Raw genomic sequence first — 25,275 nt, forward strand, 5'->3', positions numbered from 1 at the left:
TATCGCCGCATTATTGCAGATTCCTCCTCGAGAATGATCAATCACACGCAATGAGCATGTCCATGGAGCTCAAACATGACGGCGACGGCGGATGAGGAAGGACGTCAACCCAATGAGAAGCAAACAGACTCGACCGGGCTCAGGGACGACAACGAGGATGCCATGGCTGGCAAACAGGGAGGTATCCCATTTGAGATCGCTTCCGTAGACTGAAAGGTCGGGAAGGTCGAGGTCATAGAGGCCGTTGTCAGCCCCTGTCCGGAAGCGGTCTCCGATAGTGAACCCGTTGAGCGCAAGAATACCTTCAGCGTTGATGACCCCCCAGTCCATGAGGTCCCAGGCATCTCCCGTCTTGGGGGTGTACCCACTGAAATCGATGGAGATGACTCCTCCGGCAACGAGGTTGATGGAGCCCCCCACTTCCACCCGGTCATTGGCTCCAGAGACACGATTTAATGGATCGATGTAGTCGGCCACAAGATTGCTATTTTCGTCGTAGAAGCCCAGCTGTTGATTGGCAAAGCTTATGCCGCTGCTTTGGGCGCCGAATTCAAAACGAGCCCCGGCAGCATCCATGGTGAGGTTGGAAAACTCACCTGCAATAACGAGTGTGCCCATGCCGGCACCGGCGCTATCCCCTGGTGCCAAGATGCCTCCCGCATTTAGATTGACGCTATTCGAGATGGTTCCTGTTCCAGCCACCTTCGCGGCATTCTGAACTGTTGTGGCGCTGGCAATCGATCCGGAATTGTTCCGTCCCACCTGTAGGGTGCCTGCTGCTACCGTGGTGGGTCCAGAGTACACATTGGTCCCTTCCATGATGAGATTGCCGCTTGAAGTCTTGGTCAAGCCGCCTGCGCCGTTGATTGCCATGACATTCTTCAGAACGCCCGAGCGGAAATTAAGAGCGGCGATGGCTGCAGAGGCGTTGCCGATCTCATTGAAGTTCATGTCCAGGGTCGCACCGTCCAGAGTGATGGTGGTATTCTCAGTGCCGCCGCCATTTGTGCGGACGATGCCGCCTTGCATGGTGATGTTGCCTCCGGTCAGGTTGATGGTGGAGGTGACTGTGCGGCCCGCACTGGCATTCGCCATGTTGATCGCTGTGCCAACGCCACTGCCAATAGTCACATCACCACCGGTAACATTGATAGTGGCTTCAGAAGTGCTGGTGCCAGTGGCAGTTGTGTTGCTCGCCATGGTGATGGTGCCGATGCTGGTTGTCGGAGTACCCTCAGCTACGCTGTCGCCGAGGTTTAAGGTGGCTGTAGCATTGCCGCTCCCAACCGTGCGGCCCGCCATGATCAGCGTGGTGATGTCCAAGCTGCCTTGGTTGAAGGAAAGCGTGGCTGTTGCCGAGCCTGTATTCTGGCTCCGCACGGCCATCGTCATGGTGGCGATGCGCAAATCCGCGGTATGGTTCGTGAAATCTACGACCGAGACCATGTTGCTACCAGTATTTCCGGTACTGTTGATGATGTTGAAGTTGGCGACCCGGTTGATGCCGCCGTTCAAACCTCGGATGGTGATTGAGCCGGTGCTGTCTGTGTTGTGAAAGATCATGTTGCCGCCGGAACGGATGCCGCCCCCGGCAGAACCGACGTTGATGGTGGTGGCGTTCAGGGTGTTTGTCCCCGAACCCAAAGTCATCGTGAAGGCATTGGAGCCCAGACCCACGGAGTTGCCGATGTGGATATTTGTGGCAGTGATGGAGTTGTTGGTGGCCAGTCGGAGAGAGGAAACGGAGCCTCCAGTGCTGCCTGCGGTATCGCCAATCCTCAGCTCCCCGGTGCCAAGTGTGGCGGTGAAATTGCTCAATCCGGACATGTCCACGGTAGACCCGTTGGTGTTGTTCGATGCGCCAGTTGATGCACCGATGAGGATACTGGCGTTTGCAGGGGTTCCCGCAACCACAAACGAGCCGCCTCCCGAGAAGACGGTGTTCGTCGTGGCGCCAGAGGTGGTGCTGCCGAAGGTGACATTGCCATTTACCCGGAGCGTCCGCCCGGCACCAATCACGATATTGTTGGCCGTGGAGTTGGTCGTTGATGAAACCACAAGACCTCCAAGGGTCTGGTCAAAGCTGGATACATCGAGTGTCCCTGCATCTGCGGTATTGTTGCCGAGGGTCACCGTGCTTGTCGTCACCAAAGTGTTGGTGGCTCCAATGGTAAGGGTGCCGCCACGGATGATGGTGTTGCCAGTGTAAGTGTTCGAGCCTTTGAGTACCAGGTTTCCTGCGCCAAGTTTTTGCAACGACACAGTCCCAGCGCCGCTGATAACATTGTCGATGGTGGCCGACGTTCCCGTATTCGTGAAGATGGATGCTACCCCGGTGCCGGCGAGCCGGACACCTCGGTTGATGTCATCAATAATCAGCGTCGAAAGCGTTTGCAACTGACCTCCCGCCTGGATGGTGAGGTGGTCTGCCCCAAATGTGCCCGGTGCGGATCCGAGGTTGTCCTCACTACCAATCTGCAGAGTTCCGGCGGCAATGACGGTCCTTCCAGCGTAGGTGTTCGCCGCAGTGATTACCAGCGTGCCGTCCCCGGCCTTGGTGAGCCCGGCGGTTCCTGTGATCTGGTTGGAGATGATGGCGGTGGTGCCGGTATCGGTGGAGATCGTTGCCGTGTCGACTCCGGCAAGAGTGACGCCTCTGCCCGCATCATCAATGGTAAGATTGCCAGTTGTCTGGAGCGTGGCGCCCGATTCGATGGTGAGATGATCGGCCGCGGCAGCGACAGGGGCGGCCCCTAAGCTGGACTCGCTGTTGATCTTGAGCGTCCCTTGCTGAACGATTGTCTTGCCGGTGTAGCCATTGACTCCGGTCAATGACAGCGTGCCGAGACCTTGTTTGGTCAGGCTAAACGAACCGGAGACATTTCCGGAAGCGGTCAGGGTGGCTCCAGCGTCGGCAACGGTCCAGATTTGATTGAGGCCCATGGCAATTTTGGTGCTCATGGTGATGTCACCAGAAGCGGCGGCCAGGGATAGCCCGTTTTGGCCCGCGAGCGTGAGCACATGGTTACCGCCCACGGTCGTGTTGTTGCCACTTGGTCCTCCTGATCCAGACAGGAACGTGACGCTATTGACCGTCATATCAGCGCCGAGTGTTGTGGCGTAGTTGGCAGATCCCGCTGCAGAGAAGAACACATTGGTCGTGGCCCCCGGTGCCACACCTGTGTCAGTGCTGCCCGTCGCATCGGTGGACCAGTTGGTGTTTCCTCCAATCTGAGCCGCATTCCAGACTCCTGCTGCCCCCCCCGTGAGATCTCCTTTCCAGTAGGCGGCAGTCGCTGCCGCCTGCTGCGTCGCTGTCAATACCAAGTTGTTCGCGCCAGCGTTGTTCAGGGTGTAGATGTAGTTGCCCGGATTGTAGATTACGCCAGCAGTGAAGGCAGCGTAGCTTGTGCTGGCAGTGCTTTGGATCAGATTGTAGGAATGGCTCGGCCCTGTGAGCGTTCCGTTTACAAAGATGTCCGTGAAAACCGTCGTGCCCGTGGAGAAGGTTTGTCCTGCTGCGAGGATGATGCTGTCGTTCCCTGCCGAACTGAGGCCAAACCCAAGTCGCACCGTGTTTGCTGTACCTAGGGTCAACACGTTTCCACTTCCGGAGAAGGTGAGGGGTGAAGGTGAGGCAGTCGCTGCACCATTGAGCACAAGTGACGTGCCATCGACCAGGCTCACCCTGCCGAGAGAAGCCACTGGAGAGCGAAACGTAACTGAACCGGCATTGACGGCAAGGTCACCGGTGAATCCCACAGTTCCCTCGACGGTCAGGGCTCCCGCACCTTCCTTGTCCAGACGGGTTTCTACACCACCCGTCAAGCCTCCCTGAACCAGGAGTGACGATGATACTTCGATGTTGGCCACGGTGCCGCTGACCTTGATTCCTTGATTGGAGCCCAACGCCAGTTCGGCGCCATTGGCTCGCAGGGTGGCATCATTCTGAATCTCGATGGTATTTCCCACCGCGTTGTTGCCTAGTGCAAGACTGTTGTTGAACTCCAACACCCCCTCAGCAATGACTGTTTTTCCTGCATAAGCATTGTTGGCCGTCAGTACCAGTATTCCTGCCCCAGATTTTCGCACCGCTCCAGAACCAGAAATGGACTGAGCATGGGTACGGGTGCCGGTTGTCTGGTTCAATACCAACTGGGAATTGTTGACGATGGCGCTTTGCCAGTTCGTCACGTCCTGCAATACAAGAGTGCCGCCAGTTATCGTGGTGAGGCCACTATGGCGGATGTTGGCTCCAATCAGGGTTTGGGTACCGGAGCCCTGTTTCACCAGCAGCAGTTTGGCTGCATCTGCGGCACCGGAATTAACATCCCGCATGAATCCATTGTAACTGTAGTCGGAACTGCTCCCGATTGTGAGAGTGCCGGAAGCCGAGACGGTGTCTGTTTCCCGGTTTTCAATAACGCCCCATGTGGACGTGTCACTGATGCCAGCCACAGTTTCATTGAATCCGAGCAGCTTGAAGTAGGCGCTCTCTCCATTGCTGCCGCGGAAGCTGATGACCGCTGTGTCAACAATCTGCTCGCTGGCTCCGAGTGCGACCACGGCATCATTGGAGGTGTCTGGGATCGAGCCAAGATTGCCGATCTGCAAATTGCCGTTGACTGCTGCATTCGTGTCGCCGTTCAGCACCACTGAATTGGTGTTGCCACTGTTGACGCTCGTGTGATTGACCACCAATGTGCCTGTGAAGGTTGATGAACCCTGTATGGTCACCTGACCGAGACTCGAGCTGGACCGCGTGATCAAGGTGAGGGTGGCGTTGGACGTGCCGGTGAGGGTGAAGTCCAATCCGTTGGCGAGGGTGAGATTGTTGGCTTGCGCGGCGTTGATCGTGCCGCCTGCGCTGTTGATGGTTCCTGAACGCACAGAGAAATCCTCAGAGAAGCCAGCAGCCAAGGTAAGCGTGCCGCCCGCGAAGTTGACGTTGCCGGTGCCAAGGTTAGACAGATTGCCTACCTGCAGCACCCCTTCGTTGATATAGGTGCCGCCTCCGTAGGTATTGGCGGCCGTCAGGATGAGCGCGCCACGCCCGGATTTCACCAAGGAAGCGTTAGTGGAATTGAGCGACGAATCGATGGTTGCCGTCAATGTGGGAGTCGTAGAAGCGCTGGATGGGTTCACCACGTGAATGATGTATTCGTTGGTGGAGCCAACAGTGATCCCCCCATCGAAGCCTCCCAAGGTGGTGTTGTAGCTGCCAGCTGCGGCAGCTGAGTTGAGAGTGAAGAGCATGGCCCCACTGGTGATCGCAAGAGTTTGACCCGCACCCGTGCCGGAATAACTGGTTGTAGCCGCAGCAGCGTTGGCGTTGTGGAGGATGAGCGAGTTAATTGTCTTGCCGCTCAGATTGGTCGTCGCTCCGGTCTGAGACTCGCGCACATTGTCCGTAGATGCTGCTGCAGAGTAGGTGTTGTATTCGTTGGTGAGGTCTAGCGGGCGAAAACCTATGTTGTCAACGTAGGTGAGGAAGGTGTTCCCCATGTTTGTGTCGGCAAGGCCGGCAGAGATGTTCTCTCCAATGGCCCAAGGCACGATGCTGACATTCTTGTTTGTCCCGCCAGAAGCTGCACCTCCACCGACCAATCCCTGGCTCAAAAATGCCGTATCATTGGCGTCCGCAATTTTGAAGAACGAGCGTTGGTTGGCGGTAGCCCCGAGTCCCCGACCACGGACGTTCAAGGTTGCTCCCGCACTGCGATTCCAGCCAACGGCTATCAGGGATACAGTCGAGTTGGCATCACCACCCGCCTCAAGCGATGCATAGCTGGCCCCACTGGCAATATCAAGTAGTCCGAAGGTCTCTGGTTCGCCCGTGTTGTTGTCTGTGCGGATGGCCAGGCCGCGAGGACGGCTTTCACCCGCGAATGCGCCGTTGGCCGAATGGAGGGTGATCACAGCCGTGTCAGACAAGCGATCATTGGGTGCGCTATCGTCGTTGTTATCGAGAAGGAAGCTGCCGGTGTTGTTGATTGTAAAGGATGTGGCAGCGTTCATGCGACCTGCGGAACCTGAGAGGATCAGTGTGCCTCCGTTGATGATGACTTTGCCAGTAAATCCTGTGTTGTTACCGGTGAAGAGCAGGTTTCCTGCAGTGTTGGTCTTGATCAATGTGCCACTGCCAGTCAGGACGCCAGCATGTCCTGTGGAGGTGTTTTGGTTGACCGTGAGCGTGCCAGAACCCAGGCGAATGGTACCCCCGCCGAGGTTGTTGGTATCAGCCCCGCCAAGTCTGCCAATAGTCTCATTGGAGTTGTTGAGATCCAACACCGTGCCTTGACGCATAAATACAATGGTCGAGTCTCCAATCGCATTGCCGCCAGACACCTGAACTGTGCCCTGGGAAATGGTGAGCTGACTCGAACTCAAGAAGCTGTTCTTGCCGCTCAAAATTAGGGTGCCATTGCCGCTTTTGGTAACCCCGCCTGCATTCACAATGTTCGAAGCAATTGTCAGCGTGCCGTTGACGTTTTCCTGGTGGATGATGAGGTCGCCTGCAGGAGTGGTTGCGAGACTCTCGATTTCTCCGCCACTGATGAGCAGATTGTTGCTGCCAACATTGCTGGTGACGAGGATGCCGCCAGAGCTGATTTTCAAGCGTGAGCCGGCAGAGATATCAAGTGTGGAGGCGACTGCGCCATCAAAGGTGAGACTGGAGATGGTGCCGATACCGCCGTCCCACGAGTTGGCGAATGCGCCGCTGCTGATGATGTTGTCCGAAGCCAGCCAGGTTCTGACGTTGCTTTTCGCTACTGTTGCGGCCTGCACAATGTTGCCAGAACCATCTACAGCTGCGATGCGCTGGGTGCCCCCGCTGGTAACCGTGGCCCATCCCAGTACTCCGGCAGGGGCGGTGGTTGTGGCCTTGGCGTTTGCGGAGGAATAGTTGAAGTTCACCGTCCCACCATAAGAGGTGCGGGTGAAGGTGGTGAGGGCGAGGGTTGTGGTGAACGTGCCCCCTGCATTGACTGAGACAGTAGTGCGTCCAGGCGTGATGGTTGTAGTGCCGGTGACATTTTGAATGGTGTGGGCCACAGTGCTACCGTTCAGAACAAGATTGATGCTGGAGCTCCGATTGGGATTGGTTGAGCCCAAGGTCAAGGAGGCCCCAATCTTGCTGGTGTTCGCAGTGGAGTAGTCCAGAATGAGGGTGCCATCCGTGAGCGAGAGAGTTCCTGTCTGGGTGTTGGTGCCAGAGAAGGTAAAGGTCGACGAAGTGGTTTTGGTGAAGCTGCCTCCTGCGATGGTGACTCCAGAATCAATGCTCCCCTGGCGAACATCCGCCGTCGTCAAGGTCAGCGTTCCGGTGCCAGTGATGACGCCGCTCAGCGTACTGGTACCCATGAACAAGTCGGTTGCGCTGGCATCGGCTTGTAGATCAAGCACGGTGGTGCCTGCGCTGCCGTCGGCAGCCACATTCAGGTCGTCTACACTGGTGAATCCGCTGTTGGCCGCAACTCTCAAGGTCGAATTTCCCCGAACGAAAACATCATCTGCTGTAAACGCGTTGGCCACGTTTAGTATCAGGGTGCCGCCTTCTACCACCAGGTCATCTTCGATGGTAGTGGCCGTATTGATGGTCCAGGTGCCGGTGCCCCGCTTATAGAGATCGGGGGTTGCGGTGCTTGTGGCACCGTCGTTGGCAGTGATCAATCCGTTGAAGATACCGATCCCGGTGCCGTCAAGGATAAGGATGCGATTGTCGGTGCTGAATGAACCATTCCAGGTCAACACCGCTCCGTTGGTGCCACTTGCTGCGATTGTGAGATCTGCTGAAGCACTGTTGGCGTCGATGTTTCTGTCTGTGGCATAGCTTGAATTCCCGACAAACTCCAACGACCCACCGTTCTGAATGATGGTGCCGTCGACTGCGGTAGCCGGGCTTCCCAAGGCGGATGCTCCTCCATTTACGTTGCCGATGGATGTAAACGAGAGCACGCCTGCTGTGATGGTGATGGGGCCGGAAAAGGTGTTGTTGTTGTTGCTGAGCAAAAGCCGTCCTGCACCTGACTTTATGAACCCGGTGGAACCTGAAACAATGCCGGACAGAGTGAGTTCAGCGGCCGGAGCCACCACCGTGGTGGAATCGCCGACGTCAAAAGTTCTGCTCACGGATCCCAGATTGACGTTCGCACTGATCAGCGCACCAAGTGGATTGCCTGTCGCAGAGTAGGTGACGTTTCCTCCAAGAGTGAGTAATCCGCCTCCAGCGGAATCGATGATTTGGGCGGTGCTTGATGTGGTTGAGCCCCCAAGTGTGATCGCACCTACATTCTGGGTGAACCCTTTGAGATCGAGCGTGGCTGTGACACCGGCACCCAGGGCATTGATGGTAAGTCCCGCAGTGGCAGGGAGCGCATTGGCGACTCCCAAGCGAAGGGTGCCCTCATTTACGATTGTGGTCCCTGAATAAGTGTTGGCCGCTTGTAGCTCCAGCAGCCCAGAGCCGTTCTTGGTAAGATTCACCGACCCTGTTCCTGAGGTCGAGAGCACCCCGCTCATGATGGCGTAGTCGGCGGTTGAGTTGGCGTTGTTGACCACAGTAATGGTCCGCACAACGCTGGCAGTAGCCGTGTTGTTAAGATCAATCGCATTCTGCCAAGTCACGACGTTGTCTGCGCTGGTTGAGCCAAAAATGAGAGGGCCGCTGGCGGTCAGGAAGTTTGCTGTCCCTCCCCATACAAGAGACGGAGTGCCTAAATTGACGGTCAGAGCCCCTCCGTTGGCAGCGAAGCCCCCACCATTGGCCGTCCATTGCACTTGCCCAGAACCAGTTCCAACAGCACGTGTGAAACCGCCACTTTCAAAGGTGTTGTTACTCTCGTACACACCTCCGTCCAAGCGGATGTTTGCAGTTTGTGCGGTGTCAAAAATGATCGCTCCACCGCTCAAAGTCCAGGTGCCGGCATAGGTGCCGCCAACACGCAATGTGCCGCTGCCAGTCTTGGTGAAACCAAAGGTCCCGCTGTCAACCAATCCGCCACTCAAGAAGGCATCAATGGCCGCAGAGCCGTCGTTGACCTGGATGGTTCGGGCTGCCGAAGTGGTTGCAAGTTGGATTTGATTAACAATCTCGATGGTGTGGGTGGCATCCGCAGCTCCCAAAATGAGTGTGGAGCCAGCTGAGAGGAATCCTCCCACACCCCAAGTCACGGTTGTTCCACTGCCGCCAAAATTGACCTGCCGATTCGCCCCATAGGCCGCAAATCCGCCGGAACCCGTGAACTGGACTTGTCCGGTGCCGGTTCCAAGGTTTCTTGTGAAATTACCAGCTCCGAGCCCAAGGACACCGCCATTGATGTTTAGGTTACCCCCGGTTGCTGCGCTCGTGATCCCACCAGGAAGTGCTGACACGTGATTCAACACCATGGTGCCTGCAGTGAGAGTGGTGCTGCCGCTGTAGGCGTGTTCTCCGCCGAGAATCAAGGTGCCAGCTCCCAGTTTAGTCAGGCCTCCAGTCCCAATGCTGGCACCATTGTAAGTAAGCGTGGTACCAGTGGCGACATCAATCGTGCCACCGCCGGAGCCCAACTCGAGACCTCGCGTTTGCGCCAGGGTGAATGAGGCGGTGGTTTCTAGTCGCCCGCCGTTCAGAACCAGATGACTGGAGGTGCTTGATACTGGTGCCGCACCCAGATTTCCGTCGGAGGAGATACGGATTGCGCCTGCATTGATCGTGGTAGATCCGGCGTAGGTGTTCTCTCCGTTGAGCACCAAAACGCGGGCTCCATTTTTGATGATGCCTCCATTTCGAATGACACTGTCTATTGAAGCGTCGTTGTTTCCTCCAAGCAGGGAAGTGGTTTGCACCGTGATGGTGCGGATTGCACCACCCAGATCCAGAATGCCTGAGCTGGCGACTGCACCGGTGGCAGAGACGGTCCCAGTGCCGCTGATCACCACGTTGCGTGCGTGGGTTGAACCGTCATTCGCATCGCGGTTGCTGTTGAGCACGATGTTGCCGTTCACGGTGAGGACTCCGTTTTCCCCCAGGCGCACCAATGCGCCTGATCCCGTGGCGGAGGTGACTACCAAACTACCAATCGTTTCCTGGAAACCGTTGAGGTCAAGGACGCTAAAAGCGGTCGTGGTGGTGCTAGTCACTGTGACGGTGGCCGTGTCAGCAATCTGTTCATTGTTGAGAAGCCGGACGGTAGCGGCGGCCCCATTTGGAGACAGTGCCAGATTGCCCAACCCCGTTGCATTTCCTGCCGACTTGTTGAGCAACAAGGTGCCTTGAACAATGGTGGTGCCTCCGGTGTGGGTGTTGCCTGAGGCACCCGACAGTTCCAGTATTCCGTTACCGGTCTTGGTCAAGGTGGCGTCCGCACCGGAATTGCTCAACACCCCAGTGAGCACCGAGCGATCGGCCGTGCTGGAGGCGTTGTCGTTAACCGCGACCGTGCGGGAGAGTCCGCCAACGCTATTGTTGAGATCGATATCGTTGGTAAATGTTGTGACAGCCGTTGAGGAGGAGTGTCCCAAGATCAAGCTGCCCGTTCCATTGATGAAGTCGGCGGCACTCCAAATGAGAGGTGAACCCGAACCCGTTACCGTTACGGTCAGGTCTTCGTTAGTAGCCGAAAAGCCGCCAGAGCCGTTGAGTGCCCAACTGACTTGATTGCCAAGGCCGCCGATCTGGACATTGTAGATTCCTGAACGGGCTACTGTACCTCCATTGAGGATCACCCCGAAGTTTTGTAGAAGCTGATCGCCCCCTAACGCTCCGTCAAGAACCGTGATCGAGCCGCCGATATCGGGAACGGAGTCCACGACCACGAGACCTGCACCGTCTTTGGAGAGATTGTAAGTGGAAGCACCGTCAGTAATGAGACCGCTAAACACAACAGTCGCTCCTGATCCCGCGGTCAGAGTGATGTCCTTGGTCAGGTTCAGATCTGACGCGATGTAGCTCGTCCCAGCAAAGGTGCCGCCGCCTATGCGGGTGACACCACTGTTGTTGTTGATCGTGATGGAATTGTCGAAAACAATGCCTGAGGCACCGAGCAAGAAGCTGGCACTGGCACTCCCGGTGGTGTCTCCCAGCTGGAGATGGGCCTGACCGATGGCGCCGGACGCCAGAGCCAGGATCGTGCCCGAGTTGACGCGAACGACCGAGTTGCTAAGCAGTCCAGCGGCCGGCGCTGCCAGAGCGAGCGTCCCCAAATTGTTCTTGGTAAGGGTGACAGCCCCCCCGTTGTTGATCAGGGAGGAAAACGTCAGAGTACCTGTTCCAGTACCGTTCTGGCCAACATCAAAAGTAGGGCTCCCTGTCAGCACCAGCGCACTGAACGTGAGCCCGTACGTGGTGTTGTTGCTGGTGCCAGATCCGGGTCTCACATTGAGAGTTTGCCCTCCCATCGAAAGGACGCCCAGTGTGTGCGTCACACCAGCTGCGGCCGTGCCACTGTTGCGACCCACGTTGATGGTTGTGCTCCCCGTGATTTGCACATGGTTGCCGAAGGCTGTGGCAGTGTCGAATCGGAGATCCAGGATGCCCCCTGCAAGCTCAAGAGACGCTTGTGTGGCACCAGTGCCGACCGCGGTGGCATTCCGCAGGCTGAGCGTCCCTGCATTCAGGGTCACCTTTGCTCCGGAGTAGTTGGCTCCATAGCCTACGGTTTGAGAACCGAGCGCCAAGATGCCATCCCCATTCTTCGTGAGGATGCCGGTGCCACTAAATTGCCCAGCATCATTCAACGTGTAGGTAATTCCCGACGCTACCGTCACGATACCGCCGCCTGTACCAATGGCCAAACGCTTGTCGTTGGCCCCTGCGGCAGTTGGATCAAGGGTGGTAATCACATTGAGGTTTCCACCATTGATCAACGTCGTGGTCATGTTTTCACCACTCGCGGTTTGCCCGAAATCGCGAAAATCGTTTACGGTGAATCGTGCGTTGTCCACGATGATGCCACCCTTGAAGGTATTTCCCGTATTTGAGAAGACGAATTCACTTACGGAGGCACCCTGGCCCCGAAGGGTCAGCACATTGTTGGCAAGCACACTATTGGCCGGTCCTCCGCTAATGATGCCACTGAAGGTGAGCGTGGTGGCACTGGTGTTGGTAAGCTCTATGGTGTTGCCAGTTGAGCTTCCCGCCAATGTTCCCAATGCAATGGCCTGGGCAATGGTGGCCGTGTTGCCTGTGTAAGACATTGTTGCCACGCTAGAGCTCGTTCCAAGCTCAATGATGGTGCCAGACGCGCCCAATGCGCCATTGCTGGCGAATCGCAAGGTGCCAGCTTGAATCGCCAGCCTTTTTCCAGCTGCGAAGGTATTGGTGTTACCCAATACCAACGTGCCGGTGCCTGTCTTGGTCAGAACGGTTGCAGAAGCCGTGCTTGAGGAGATGACGTTGTTAATGGTCGCCACCAACCCATTCGCGACGTTGAAGGTTCCGGCACCCGATCCGACGTTGAGAATGCCTGCCCCCCCTAACGTGACTGTGCCTTCTTCAAAAGTGATCCCTGCAATGTCTTGGGTTCCGGTTACGCTGACTGAATAGGCGTTGGTAGCGTCCGTACCGGCGCTGAACACTGCGATGCTGTTTGCCAGCCATCCGCCGGGAACGACGCTGCCCGTGCTGTCTGTGCTCCAAAAGCTGTCTGACCCCCAGGTTCCGGTAGGAGTTGAGCCTGCGCCCGCAGTGCTGCCATTGGAATCCCAATAGAGCTGTGCGTTTGCCGTGGAACCCAACAAAAAAGAGCCCAGCAGAAGCCGGACCCACGAGAGACGGGAGAGGGGGATTAAACGCATGACCGACGGGTGCCTAGGGGACATTGGGTGCACGTGTTGTGCATCCTAAGTGCATACAACCCGCAGCGTCGATCCAAAAAAATTGCTAACCATAGATTTATAGTTGCTGGAGCAACTTCACGAAATCCATGGGACAACCGCCCTTGAAATCCGCAATCGTTGCTCAACGACATTTTGCAGAACAGAAAAAAGGCCTAGGGCAACGACGGTTGCTCCCAGGCCCTTTTTTGGGATATAGAATCCCTACGGACAACAAACAATCACCCGATTCGGGCTTCGCCGTCGCCCAGCAGCTTGCCGGGGACCATGTAGGCCCGGACGTAGTCGGCCACGGCATCATTCAGCGGCGTGATGGCGTCTTTGTAGCCGAGCTGGCGCAGCTTGCTGATGTCTGCACAGGTGTAGTACTGATACTTCTCCCGCAGATGCGCCGGGAGGTCGATGAACTCGATGTGCGGCGGAAGCTCAAGGGCACGGAAGATGCCGGTGACCAGCTGGAGCCAGGTGTGAGCCAGGCCAGAGCCGAGGTTGTACAAGCCGCCAGAGAGGGGGTGATTGCCGAGGAAAAGGGTCATGGCCACGGCATCCTTCACGTAGAGGAAGTCGCGCATCTGCTCGCCATCCTTGAAGTCCGGCCGGTGGCTCTTGAAGAGCTGGACCTTGCCGTTGGTGAGGATCTGGTCGAAGGCCTTGTTCACCACCGAGCGCATGTCGCCCTTGTGGTTCTCATTGGGGCCGTACACGTTGAAGTACTTCAGACCCACCACGCGCTTGGCGATGCCTGCCCGCTGAGCGTAGAGATCGAAGAGGTGTTTCGAATACCCGTACATGTTAAGCGGGCGCAGCACGGAGATGTCCTGCATCTTGTCATCCATGCCATGGGCGCCGTCGCCGTAGGTGGCTGCTGAGGAGGCGTACACAAACTTCGCCCCTATCGCGATGGCCCAGTGAGCCAGCACCTTCGTGTACTCGAAGTTGTTCTTCATCAGGTGATTGGCATCCCGCTCCGTCGTGGCCGAGTTCGCCCCCAGGTGATAGATCACGTCGAACTTGCCCAGCGACTCCGGCCGGTTCGTCACAGCGTCGAGCAGGTCCGCTGCATCTAGATAGTCAGCATACTTCAGCGCGACGAGGTTCTTCCATTTTTCATCTGTGCCCAGACTGTCTGTGACCACAATGTTCTCCTCCCCCCTCTGGTTGAGGGCCCAGACTAGTGCGGAACCAATGAAGCCGGCACCGCCGGTGACGAGGATACGGGAGGAAGGCATGGAAGGGGAGGAGGAAAGTTGAGGCACTGCGTTGGTTGAGGCGCTTCGCTGGTTTAGGCGGGCTTCGCCCGGGTTGAGGAAGATTCGCTGCGGGACAGTTGGGTTTGTCGAAGCTTGTAGATTCGGGCCGAGAGATTTGCAATGCTGCTCCGCAAGGAAGGGAGCTGGTCTGGGGAGATGAAGCTGAGGTCGGCGCAGATGGTGAGCAGGCAACTGACTTCCATCAACGAGCTGTAAGAGAGCTGGGAGAAGTGAGCTTGGTCCTTGGCGCTTGTGCGCGCGCTGCCCTCAGCCAGATTGCAGGCGACTGAGACGGCCGCCCGGTTGAGTTGGGCAACCAGACCGAAGAGCTCTGATTTAGGGAACGATCGGGTCAGGTTGTACACCTCCACCACGAGTGACCGGGCGTCATTCCAGACGCCCAGTTTTTCATAGGCAAACAGCCGCGGCTCGCGAACCTCGCTCATGATGGATCAATTGAGTTGAAACGCCCCGCCAGAATCCAGCGAGGCTCCTAAACTAGCAAAGCGCCTCAACCAACATCGTGCCTAAACCAGCCCGCTTGCGGGCGCCTAAACGTCCATCCCAAAATACTCATGCGCATTCGCATAGCAGATGCGCTTGATCATGGTGCCGACGAGTTCGTAGTCGTCGGGGACGAGGCCGTTTTCCACGTCGCGGCCGACGAGGTTGCAGAGAATGCGGCGGAAGTACTCGTGGCGGGGAGGGGAGAGGAAGCTGCGGGAATCCGTGAGCATGCCCACGAAGCGGCTGAGGAGGCCGGTGGAACTGAGGGAATTGATCTGCCACTCCATGCCTTCCATCGTGTCCAGGAACCACCAGCCGGAGCCGAACTGCATCCGTCCGGCGATCCCTTGGTCATTGCCCTGATAGTTGCCAACGATGGTGGCGAAGACGTAGTTGTCTTTCGGGTTCAGGTTGTAGAGCACGACCTTGGGCAGGTGGCCGCGCTGCTCCAGGGTATCGAGGTAAAACTTGAGGCCCGCAGCGTGAACTGGGTCGTCGATGGAGTCACAACCGATGTCGCGCCCAAGTTGATTGAAGAGCCGGGTATTCGTGTTGCGCAGCGCCCCGAGGTGCAGTTGCTTGGTCCAGCCCTTTTCCGCATCGAGTTGGCCGAAGTACAGCATCAAATAGGAGCGGAAGCGCACGATATCACCTGCCGTCAGAGATTGGTTGGTCCGGGCCTTGTCGAAGATGGACTGGGCTTCGGCGTCGGTTGCCGTCTCCGTGTCCATGGCGGTCAGACCGTGGTCGCTGAGCCGACCTCCCACCGAGTGGAAGAAGTCGTGACGCTTGCGCAGACCGCTCAGGAACGAATCCAGCGTGTCACAGGCCTCACCGCTGACTTCGGCGAGCTTGTTGGTCCAGGTGTTCCAGGCGTTCAGATCTTCCAGGCGCATACCCGCGTCGGGGCGGAAGGTTGGGTAGGCCTTCACCGGGAACCCGGACAGTTTGGCCACTTCCAGATGATGTTCCAGGGAGTCGGTCGGATCATCGGTGGAGCACACCACCCGCACATTCGAGCGAGTGAGGAGGTTGCGGCAGGAGAACTCGGGGGTGGCCAGTTGCTCATTGCAGCGGTTCCAGATGGACTCTGCGGTGGACTCGCTCAGCAGTTCGTCCACACCGAAGAAGCGCTTCAGCTCCAAGGCGGTCCAGTGATAGAGAGGATTGCGGAGGGTGTTGGGAACCGTCCTGGCAAAGGCGAGGAACTTCTCCTTCCAAGGGGCCTGACCTGTGACGTGGCTTTCAGGGATGCCGTTGGCGCGCATCGCCCGCCATTTATAGTGGTCACCGCCCAGCCAGATGTGTGCCAGGCTCTCGAAGCGCTGGTCACGCGCGATCTCGTCCACCGGCAGGTGCGTGTGGTAGTCGTAGATCGGCTCGTTCTCCGCAAACTCGTGATAAAGTCGGCGGGCCGCCTTGGTCGTCAGGAGGAAGTCGTCATGGATGAATGCCATGTCCCGACCTAACGCGGCAGGGGGGGCATCTCAAGCAGGAAGTGCAGGAGTTGCCCTGACTCCGTGCACACAAAGCTCTGCTGAAAACGGTCAGTTCAGGCGGTCTTCGCACCAGACGTAGGCAGGCGAATAGACAGCACCGATTTCTGCACCTTCCAGGTCGTGGCCAGCGGTGGCAGTGAACCAAGCCTCACCCGGGGAGTGGACCGATGGGTAGAGCCATTCTTCATCCCCGATGATCAGCCGGGGAATGAGCGCCAGACCGGTGTTCTCCACCTCCCAGCGAAGCACCAAGGGGTAGGGAGCAATGCTCGACGGCCAGAGTGTAGGGTCCAGCCAGCCGATCAGGCCGGAATTGTTGGCCGTGTCCGTGATTTCCCCGGTGGCCAGATTGATACGGATGCCAAACTCCACGGGGAACTCGCCTCCGTCACTCCGCAGCGCGAACAGCAGGGTGGGGTGCGGGGCAGGGTTGGTGGTGGCGATCTGGAATCCAAAAGTGTTCGTCCGGCGACCGACTCGAACCGTGCCAAAGCCCTTGGTCAGGAAGGACGAGTAGTTCTCTGTAGGGAGTTCGATAGAGCACACTCTCATTTTGTTGGCGGTTGGAAATTATATATCGAGGTCGGTTTCACCAGATTATTGACTATAATTACCATAATTACAAGCGGATTGATCGATTCGCTTTCTAAAAATAATTATTATGGGGATCCGACAGTTCATTGGGACTATAGATTTGGAAAATTCTGGGGCAAGTAGAGACATAAGGAATATGCCTAACATATCCTAAGTATCAGAGGTTCTTAGACAAACTCCTTTCTTGTTGCCTTTCGTGCTTCCCAATTCCTTCCAGCCCAGTGTTAAATTCAGGGCTTCCGCACCGTTAAACCTCTGCCTCCGTCTGGACGGCGGTTGATCCCTTAAACCCGCCTCGATCTCAGCCTTTTTCTGCCTATGAAATACTCGCGACTTCTTCCCATCTGTTTGTTGGCCACCTGGTCATCTCTCTCTGCCGCCAACTGGCCCGGTTTCCGTGGCCCCAATCAGGACGGTTCGAGCCCTGAGACAGGGCTGCCGGAGAAGTTCAGCAAGACGGATGGTATCAAATGGGCGGCAGACATGCCCGGCCCGGCAGCGTCGGTTCCTGCAGTTTGGGGATACTACGTCTTCGTGAGCTCCTCAAACCCGACTACTCAAAAGCTCATGGCGATCTGCCTGGATGCCAAGACGGGCAAAGAACGCTGGAGCCATGAGGTGACCGACGGGTACAAGCACGACGACCGCAGCAATCTGGCCTCCCCTTCGCCGTGCACCGACGGTCAGCATGTCTATTTCTTCTACGGGACCAGCGTGCTGGTGGCCTATGACTTTGCCGGCAAGGAAGTGTGGAAGCGCGATCTTGGGAAGGACTACGGGAATTTTGGCACCCAGTGGACCTACTCCAGCAGCCCGGTTCTGGACAATGGCCGACTCTACATCCAGGTGCTGCAGCGCAACCAGGCCTTCGAGTTCCACGGGCTACAGAAGGGCGATCCCAACGGGAAGAATGAGAGCTACATCCTCGCGCTTGATCCCAAGACAGGGAAGGAAATCTGGCGGCAGGTGCGCCCCAGTGATGCCCAGGCCGAGTCACTTGAGGCCTTCAGCAGCCCGGTTTTCCACACGCACAACGGGCGTCGCCTGATGCTGATCTCTGGTGGTGACACCATAACCTGCCACGACGGCGGGTCCGGCCAGGAGCTCTGGCGCATGATCTCCTACAATCCTACCCGCATCGGTCACTGGCGGCACGTGCCGTCGCCGGTGGCAGGCGATGGTATCGCGCTGGTGTGCGCCCCGAAGAAAGAACCGGTGTACGGCTTGAAGCTGGATGCCTCCGGGACCGTGGAACCCGTGTGGACCTCAGACTCCAAGGAGGCCAGCAGCGACGTGAGCACTCCTCTTTTCTACCAAGGGAACTTCTATGTGCTCGACAGCGACCGCAAGTCCCTGTCTTGCGTGGAGCCCAAGACGGGCAAAGTGATCTGGCGTGGAGAATTCCCCACGCGGGTGAAAATTGAGGCCTCGCCAACCGGTGCTGACGGGAAGATCTACGCCATCGACTTCATGGGCAACGTCTTCGTGGTCAAGGCGGGCACGGGCGGGTTCGAAATCGTGCACCAGGCTGTCTTCGGGCAGGAGGGCACCACGGCCACCAACAATGACAAGATTTGCCGGGCCTGTGTCGTCGTGGCAAACGGCAACCTCTACATCCGGGCCCAGGACCGCCTCTACTGCGTAGGCAAATAAGGCGTCATTGGCACAGTGCATTTCCTTCTCTAGTCTTGTGTGCCTTCCGGGGCGGACGTTATGATAAACGTCCGCCTCTTTCTTTCCCAGATCTCATCCCATCATGAAACAGTTAGCCCTTTATCTACTGGCGTTGACCGGAAGTCTCGCCCTGCCTGCCGCGGCGTTTGACCGCGTCCTGCCTCCTCCGGCCAAGGAGATCCCGACGGAGCTCAAGGCCTCCTTGGAGCAGGAGCTGGCGGCCGTGAGCAAGGAATTTGAAGCGGTTCGTGGACACAACCGTGCCGCCGACGCGGACATCTTCCTCAAGGCGGTGCGCTATGCCCTTGAATTTGGAGAATGGTATGACAAAAAGCCGGAGGACGGGGTGAAAAAGGCGCAGGACCAGCTCGCTGAGGCGCGCCGCCGCATCGAGGGGATGAAAAACGACACGACTCCCTGGCTGGAGGGATCTGGTTCAAAGGTTCTGGGATTCTACTCCAACATTGATGACTCCCCTCAACCCTACGGTGTCGAGATCCCCGAGGGGCTGGAATGGGGACGGGTCAAAAAGGCCGTCCCGCTCTGGATCTGGCTGCATGGCCGTGGTGATACCGCCACTGACCTGCACTTTATCTCCAGCCGCATGCGCTCCAAGGGCGGCGAGTTTCGTCCGAAGGACGCGATTGTCGTGCATCCCTTCGGCCGCTTCTGCAATGGCTACAAGTCGGCCGGGGAGACCGATGTGTTTGAGTGTCGCAGTGATGCCGTGAAGCGATTCAATGGCGATCCGCAGAGAGTGGCCTTGATGGGCTTCAGCATGGGTGGAGCAGGTGCCTGGCATCTGGGGGCACACTATGCAGACCAGTGGGCCATCGTGCATGCCGGGGCCGGTTTTGCGGATGTGCAGCGTTATCTGAACCGGGTGCCGGGAAAGAAGCCGGCTGGCTTCTCCGCGCCGTGGTATGAGCAGACCTTGTGGGGCGTGTACGATGTGCCGGACTACGCTCGCAACTTCTTCAACGTGCCGCTGGTGGCGTACAGCGGAGAGAATGACCCGCAGCGGGATACGGCCGAGTACATGGCCGAAGTCCTGGCAGGGCAGGGCTTCCAGTTGCAGCATCTGATTGGCCCTGGAATGGGGCACAAGTACGATCCCGCCGTGCGAGACCAGGTGGCCGGGATCGTGGAAAAAGCTGTTTCGGCAGGTCGCAATCTTCAGCCGGACAAGGTGACCCTCCAGTTCCGTTCAGCTCGTTACGCCCGGATGCACTGGCTCCAGGTAGTGCAGGTGAAGGAGCCCATGTTGGATACCCGGGTGGAGGCTCAGCTGGATGAGGCGGGTAGCACCGTCACGGTAACGACCAAGAATGTGGAGTCCTTGGAGTTGCTTGTGCCCTGGAAGACTGCGGGCCCCTCAAGGACGGTCGTGATCGATGGCGTGACCAGCACCTTTCAGGAGCCCCGGCGCTTTCAGCCGGGTAGTGGCGCGACCCAGTACTATCTCCTGGCCAAGCAGCCCGATGGTTCATGGAACCTGTCTGGAAAGAGCCCGGCCAATCGTGCCATGTTGAAGAGTGGGGGCACTTCCATTGAGGATGCCTTTCTGAATCGTTTCGTCATCGTGTTGCCTGACAAACCCGGGCGAAGCCCCCAGGTGGACGCCTGGGTGAAGGCGGAGAGTGAGCACTTCATCCGCCGTTGGAAGGAACTCATGCGCGGTGATCCACTTGTTGCCAAAGCTTCTGATGTGGGAAACAGCCTCGCGACTCATGAGAATCTGATCCTTTGGGGTGACGATGTCTCCAACGCATGCATCGCCCAGCGTCTCGACAGTCTGCCCGTGAAATGGAAGGGGGGTGACGTCTCCGTCGGCGGTAAGCGCTTCAGCTTCGCCACTCACGTGCCTGCGTTGATTCATCCTGAGGTGCCCGCAGCGCCTGGTCATGGCATGGTGGTAATCAATTCTGGCCTGACCTTCCGTGAGGCCCACGATCGTACAAATTCCCTGCAGAACCCGAAGCTTCCAGACTGGGCGGTGATCGACGTCACGACTCCACCCGATGCGGAAAAACCAGGCCAAGTGGTGGATGCAGGGTTCTTTGATTCGAAATGGCAGGTGGTGCCTGCAAAAGACTGATGCTGAACGGGGTAAGTCCCTCTATTCGTTGATCCATCAAGAGGCGCGGGCTGTTCCAGCCCGCGCCTCATTTTTTTCTACGCCAAATGAGTATCCGGGATTAATGCAATTTTGGATGTGCCAGTGGAAAATGGCACGGAGTTGGCAAGTTAAACTTTTGCATATTAGCTGTTGAAAGCTAATCAAAGCGAGATTGAGTCGCAACTGCTTAATTGTTGCTCATGAATCGCAATACCATTCCAACTTCTGGTCAGAAAAAGCCCTCGTGGTGGTCACCCAAAAGCGGCCTGCTGCTGGCGGCAGGTTTTGGGATTGTCGCCGCTTGGCCGTTCATCTCGTCGGCGACCAAGCTGGCCGCAGCCGGTGAGCAGGTGACCGTGAACAAGGTTGTTCAGGGGGCAAAGGAAGAAAAAGAGCGGTACGAGAAAATGGAGCCTGAAAAGTACCGCGAACTGAAAGCCTTTGTGGAGACGGCGGATGGCACCGCGATCGTGGGGACCAAAGGGGGCATCTTCTTGGGAAAAAACGGTACTTGGAGTCTTGATGAAGGATTCGGTGGTGGCGATGTCAAGGATCTGGCGCTTGGGGTGGATGGATCCGTGTGGGCGGCCAGCAAGAAGGGCGTGTACAAGAGAAATGCCTCCGATGGCAAATGGGAAGCTTCCTATGGACAGGAGGCTCACAGTGTGACGGTCAACGCCAGCGGGGAAGTCTTTGTCACAAGCAAGGCTGGCGTCTTCAAGCGTGGTTCTGAAGGCAAATGGACCACGGTGCTTGCAGAGTTGCCAGCCAATGCACTCCCCGCAGAAGTCTTGCAGCGGGCGGCTGAGGAAAAGAAGAACGAAAAGGGCAAAGAACGAGAACACGGTCGGGACAAGGAAAAGGTTCGCGGCGAGGGCCAGGCCGGAAAAGTCGAGGAGGAAGGGCGCGCCGATGGCTGAGTCCTGGAAGGTCAAGAACCGGAGATGGCATGCCAATCTGGGCATGATGGCGGCGGTGACGCTTGGATTGATTGCGCTGTCGTGCCCCTTCATTGCCCACAAGTGGGATGGTGATGTCGGCAAGACTCTCAAGCGGATTCACTATGGTGAGTTTCTGCCAGCCAATCTGAAGTGGATTTGGATCGACTCCCAAGGGTTCTTCCTTGCCTTCCTGGTGGTCTCCGGATGGCTGATGCACAAGAAGACCGTCAAACAGGCATCCCGCAGTGCGGCGGAAGATCCGTCCGCCGCCGGTTCGTCGGTGACCGTGCTGGACTTGGACGAGAAAGGGGCCGCGCAGGGGTTTGTCACCAAAGCGCAAGCGAAAGGCCTCAGAGCGTTTCTCTGCCCTGTCTCCAAGTTTGCCGATTTGAACCTCAGTCAGGAGAAGTGGCTGGTGGTGGCGGGCACGGAGACACCGCTGTCCGATGAGCAAGCAGGGCTGCTTTCCAAGAACCTTGAGTCATTGCGGCCCGCGTCGCTCAAGCGGCTGGAGTTCTCCCTTCAGCCTCCGGCAGATACTCATGTCTGCAAGGAACTCCAGACGGCCTTGGTCAAAGCTGGTGCCAAGGAAATAACGACTTCAGCCAGCAACGCCGCGGCATGGGCCGCTCAGTTGCTGGTCAAGCTTTGCTCACGTACCGCCTCCCCAGCAGCCAAAGGCTCCTCCACGGCAGAAGCGCCGTCCGTAGGGAGTGCGGGGGTGGCTGCTCACAAAGTGGCGGAAGGCGTCTGACTGGCATGGACCTGCTCGCACCAACTCCACAATCCCAGGTCTGTGACCCCACCCGTTTCCGACGGGTGCGCGCGTTCACCTTGGTGGAGCTGTTGGTCGTGGTGGCGATTCTGTCTATCCTGGCAGGAGGGCTGGCGCAGGCACTGAACGGATTGGCGGTGCGCAACCGGGTTCATCCTGCGGCCATCGAGTTTGTTGCGTCGGTTCGCGAGGCGCGTTCTGCGGCATTGCGGGAGAACGCCCTGGTGAGACTCGCGTTTGTCACCCCGGAAGAAGCGTCGCGGGGCGGGTCAACGAGTGTCACTGCGGGCTACGGGCTGTTCATCTTTAAGGTGCCAGCACATGATCTGTCCGGCAGCGTGCTCCTTCAGCCGACGCTGGAGATTGAATCTGACAGTGGTCTGCGGGAGTTTGTCCCCACCTCGAGAGTGCCAATCACGCGCAGCTTGCTGGGGGCGTGGCAGGGGCTGGACGGGTATGAGCAGTGGTCGCACTGGTCTTAGGAAATAAGTGTCTCTGGAAATGTGGTGGATTCCTACGCGGGGCTCGGCTTCGCCAAAGCCCAGGAGGCGCACCTGTGGCAGCCTTCCAGCTTCTGGACTGATGGCTACAGTGCCGATGCAGCAGGAGACAGCGTGTATGTGGAGTACCCCCGGTCATTCGCCCGCACGCCAAGTGTAAAAAGGGCCCGGCTCGTGAACGAGGCAGCCCGTGCGAATGAGACCGTGCTCGTCGCTGGCTTGGGGCAGGTGTCATCCAGAGACCTCTGGGGTACGGGGAAGATTTCCCAGTGGAGTGATCCTGATGTGCAGGATGGAGGGCAGGAACTCCCGGCGCTGGATTTTACCCCCGAGGGGAGGCTGGCAGGCGAGAGCACCGGGATCCTTGAGTTTCGATTTTCTGCCCCGGAGGGCAAGCCACCGGTATATGTCGTCAAGATCAACGAGGCGAACGGGGAGGTCTGGATCGAATGAAAACGGTACTCCGCCGTCGTGGCTCTGGTGGCTTCAGTCTCTCTGAGGTGACCTGTGCCTTGGGATTGCTCGCCATCGCCATGCTGCCTTTGCTGGGAGTGCTGGCTGTGGGCATGGATGACGCCCGGTTGGCTGCCGGCAAACGCGAGTTGGGGGCCATGAGAACCACCATCCGCCAGATGTTGAAGGGCGGCGATTGGCCGGCGGAAGGACTGAAAGGCGGAGCTTGGACTGCCTCCTGCGACTTTGATCAGAATGGCAATCCCATCGTCGGTGCTGCGGCTAGAGGGCCAGCCTTTGTCACGGTGGCCATGCAGGGGGGCGAATCCCCCGGGTTCCAAAGTGATTTCCTTGAAACGGTCCGCCTCGTCTTCACCGTGCCTGGGAGCAACACCCGGCTGGGGGAATGTGTGATTCAACGAACCAGGAAGGCCCCGACTCCATGAAGGTGGGATCTCGTGCCAATCTTGGGTTCACCCTGGTGGAGATGATGGTGTCCGTGGTACTCACCACTATCATCTGCGTCCTGGTGGCTGATATCGCCTCCCGCTCGGTCGAGACGGTGGGGACCGCTTCGGGCAAGATGACTGCCACTGAGAAGCTGGCCCGGTTGCACCAGTTGATGGCGGGGGACTTTGCCGCACTCCCGGTGCTGGATGATCTGGCTGTGCTCTCCGCTTCGTCCACGGCCAATGGGTGGAAGATGAGTTTGCGCCTTCCCGTAAAGCGGCGGGAAGCGGGTGCCCCTGTTACCCAGTCGGCCTGGCGAGTGGTCAGCTACGAGTGGGACCGTGGCCAGGCGGTGTTGAGCCGTCAGGAGTATCTTGAGGGATCCACTCCGATCCCTGGGGTTCCGGTTGTCACAGGAGTAATGGCCTGGGAGCCGGAGTTTCGGGCATCGAGCGACGTCTCACAGAAAGGCCAACCGGGATGGACCGCAGTCAACCTGCCCACACTGCTGAGTTTGCAGGCCCGGCTGACCGGGGTCTGGGAGGAAGGCAACCGCGATGAAGTGCAGGCGGCGCATGAGCAAGGGCGCCTCTATTCGCTCAACCTGCCAGTTGGTCCCCGCTGAAGATCATGAACGACAAGTCGATAGTCCGTCGCCGCATCCGTCAGTCCCGGGGTGCTGCACTGTTGTGGAGCCTGCTCTTGTGCGGGTGCCTCGCGATGTTGTGCGTCACGTTCCTTTCGGTCAGCAGGAATGCCTCAAAGTCGGCGACTCGGGGGCAGCACGACTTGGTTTCCGAAGAACTGATGGATTCCGCCCAGCAGGAAATCCTCGCCAAGCTCCACGAGGCTTTCAATGTGGAGGCTGGAGTAGGGAGCGCTCGAAAAGGGCATGTCGCGGCCACACCAGGATTGATCGAAGTCCGCCGGTACGATGAAAAACTGAACCGCGGCAGCCTCACGGGAGCCGCAGTGTTTGAGGGATCGAAGGCTCAGCCAGCTTTCTTTTCCCAGCCGTTCTCGGCCACGTTTGACGGAGCACCTGCCAATCCGCGTTGGATTCCACTGTTCTCCTGGGCCGAGTTCGCTCCCAGGCTCAAGCATCTTCGCCTCACCAATGGGAGCGCGGACAAGGAGAATTCGGCGTACAATCCCGCCGTCTCATTCAACATCAATACGCCAAACAATCCCTTCACGCCGGGAGTGACATTGTTGTCTGGCGTGCCCCAGGGGGCAGAGGTGCTGGTGCGCGAGCGTCGTGATGGTGCGTATGCTGGCAGCGGTTCAGATGCGGACTTCCGCCTTAGCACAGGTCAATCCGCAGGGGAACGCCCCGTCTGGGTCCAGTGGATTCCTGTCCTGAAGGATCCTTCGCAGCCGCCCTCCAGCGCCAATCCCATGATCGGGCGCTACGCTTATTGGGTGGATGTGGAGAATACGAAGCTCCGCGCCGACCAGCCATTGCGCAACTGGAGGGAGCAACCCCAGTATCTGCGGCTCGCGGGGGAAACGGATGGTGGTGAAGGCGGCGAGTCCTGGTTCAGCCAAGGGCAGTCCAACTCGGCGCGCCTGCTGCGTGAGGAACTCGAAAAGAACCTTCCTGCTTCGGCCGGAGACGATGAGAAAAAGGATGTGCAAGAACAGGCATCCCGCGGAAATGCCTAAGTAGGCGGTTACGCGGCAGGTGCCGCCAG

The 25,275-nt window shown here is 58.0% G+C and carries 14 protein-coding genes; 9 read left to right on the top strand and 5 right to left on the bottom strand.

Annotation, left to right across the window (positions count from 1 at the left end):
• Window positions 1–69: 69 nt before the first annotated feature.
• The 5 genes from BV106_RS23330 to BV106_RS23350 all read right to left on the bottom strand — a co-directional run bounded on the left by BV106_RS23330 (window position 70) and on the right by BV106_RS23350 (window position 16,627).
• A complete protein-coding gene (locus BV106_RS23330; protein WP_265596003.1) occupies window positions 70–12,780 on the bottom strand; it encodes an autotransporter-associated beta strand repeat-containing protein in 12,711 nt (4,236 codons plus the stop codon).
• Between the two features lie 260 nt (window positions 12,781–13,040).
• On the bottom strand, window positions 13,041–14,048 hold the full coding sequence (rfaD, locus tag BV106_RS23335) for an ADP-glyceromanno-heptose 6-epimerase (RefSeq protein WP_038168792.1): 1,008 nt from the start codon (window positions 14,046–14,048) through the stop codon (window positions 13,041–13,043).
• 53 nt (window positions 14,049–14,101) lie between these two features.
• The gene (locus BV106_RS23340; RefSeq protein ID WP_038168795.1) at window positions 14,102–14,515 is read right to left on the bottom strand and encodes a four helix bundle protein; all 414 of its coding nucleotides are present in this window, start codon (window positions 14,513–14,515) and stop codon (window positions 14,102–14,104) included.
• Between the two features lie 105 nt (window positions 14,516–14,620).
• Window positions 14,621–16,033 (bottom strand): glucuronate isomerase, encoded by a 1,413-nt coding sequence (gene uxaC, locus BV106_RS23345; RefSeq protein WP_038168796.1) that lies wholly within the window; start codon window positions 16,031–16,033, stop codon window positions 14,621–14,623.
• Window positions 16,034–16,123: 90 nt separating this feature from the next.
• A complete protein-coding gene (locus BV106_RS23350) occupies window positions 16,124–16,627 on the bottom strand; it encodes a hypothetical protein (RefSeq protein WP_038168797.1) in 504 nt (167 codons plus the stop codon).
• Window positions 16,628–16,987: 360 nt separating this feature from the next.
• On the opposite strand from BV106_RS23350, the gene BV106_RS23355 reads away from it, so the two are divergent.
• The 9 genes from BV106_RS23355 to BV106_RS23395 all read left to right on the top strand — a co-directional run bounded on the left by BV106_RS23355 (window position 16,988) and on the right by BV106_RS23395 (window position 25,246).
• Window positions 16,988–18,322 carry a PQQ-binding-like beta-propeller repeat protein gene (locus tag BV106_RS23355; RefSeq protein ID WP_038168799.1) on the top strand — a complete coding sequence of 445 codons (1,335 nt, stop codon included), beginning with the start codon at window positions 16,988–16,990 and terminating at the stop codon, window positions 18,320–18,322.
• 103 nt (window positions 18,323–18,425) lie between these two features.
• On the top strand, window positions 18,426–20,441 hold the full coding sequence (locus BV106_RS23360; RefSeq protein WP_038168800.1) for a prolyl oligopeptidase family serine peptidase: 2,016 nt from the start codon (window positions 18,426–18,428) through the stop codon (window positions 20,439–20,441).
• A 221-nt stretch (window positions 20,442–20,662) separates the two neighbouring features.
• A complete protein-coding gene (locus tag BV106_RS23365; protein ID WP_038168801.1) occupies window positions 20,663–21,382 on the top strand; it encodes a hypothetical protein in 720 nt (239 codons plus the stop codon).
• Entirely contained in the window at window positions 21,375–22,157 is a 783-nt protein-coding gene (locus BV106_RS38830) for a hypothetical protein (RefSeq protein ID WP_038168802.1), read from the top strand. Before BV106_RS23365 ends, BV106_RS38830 begins: the two co-directional genes overlap by 8 nt.
• 5 nt (window positions 22,158–22,162) lie before the next feature.
• Window positions 22,163–22,660, top strand: a complete 498-nt coding sequence (locus tag BV106_RS23375) for a prepilin-type N-terminal cleavage/methylation domain-containing protein (RefSeq protein WP_265596004.1) — start codon at window positions 22,163–22,165, stop codon at window positions 22,658–22,660.
• Between the two features lie 21 nt (window positions 22,661–22,681).
• Entirely contained in the window at window positions 22,682–23,131 is a 450-nt protein-coding gene (locus BV106_RS23380; protein ID WP_038168804.1) for a hypothetical protein, read from the top strand.
• A complete protein-coding gene (locus BV106_RS23385; RefSeq protein ID WP_038168806.1) occupies window positions 23,128–23,577 on the top strand; it encodes a hypothetical protein in 450 nt (149 codons plus the stop codon). Before BV106_RS23380 ends, BV106_RS23385 begins: the two co-directional genes overlap by 4 nt.
• Window positions 23,574–24,206 carry a prepilin-type N-terminal cleavage/methylation domain-containing protein gene (locus tag BV106_RS23390; RefSeq protein WP_038168809.1) on the top strand — a complete coding sequence of 211 codons (633 nt, stop codon included), beginning with the start codon at window positions 23,574–23,576 and terminating at the stop codon, window positions 24,204–24,206. Before BV106_RS23385 ends, BV106_RS23390 begins: the two co-directional genes overlap by 4 nt.
• Window positions 24,207–24,211: 5 nt before the next feature.
• The gene (locus BV106_RS23395) at window positions 24,212–25,246 is read left to right on the top strand and encodes a hypothetical protein (protein ID WP_265596005.1); all 1,035 of its coding nucleotides are present in this window, start codon (window positions 24,212–24,214) and stop codon (window positions 25,244–25,246) included.
• The last annotated feature ends 29 nt before the right edge of the window (window positions 25,247–25,275 follow it).

The organism is Verrucomicrobium sp. BvORR106 (assembly GCF_000739655.1).
Taxonomy (GTDB): Bacteria; Verrucomicrobiota; Verrucomicrobiia; order Verrucomicrobiales; family Verrucomicrobiaceae; genus Verrucomicrobium.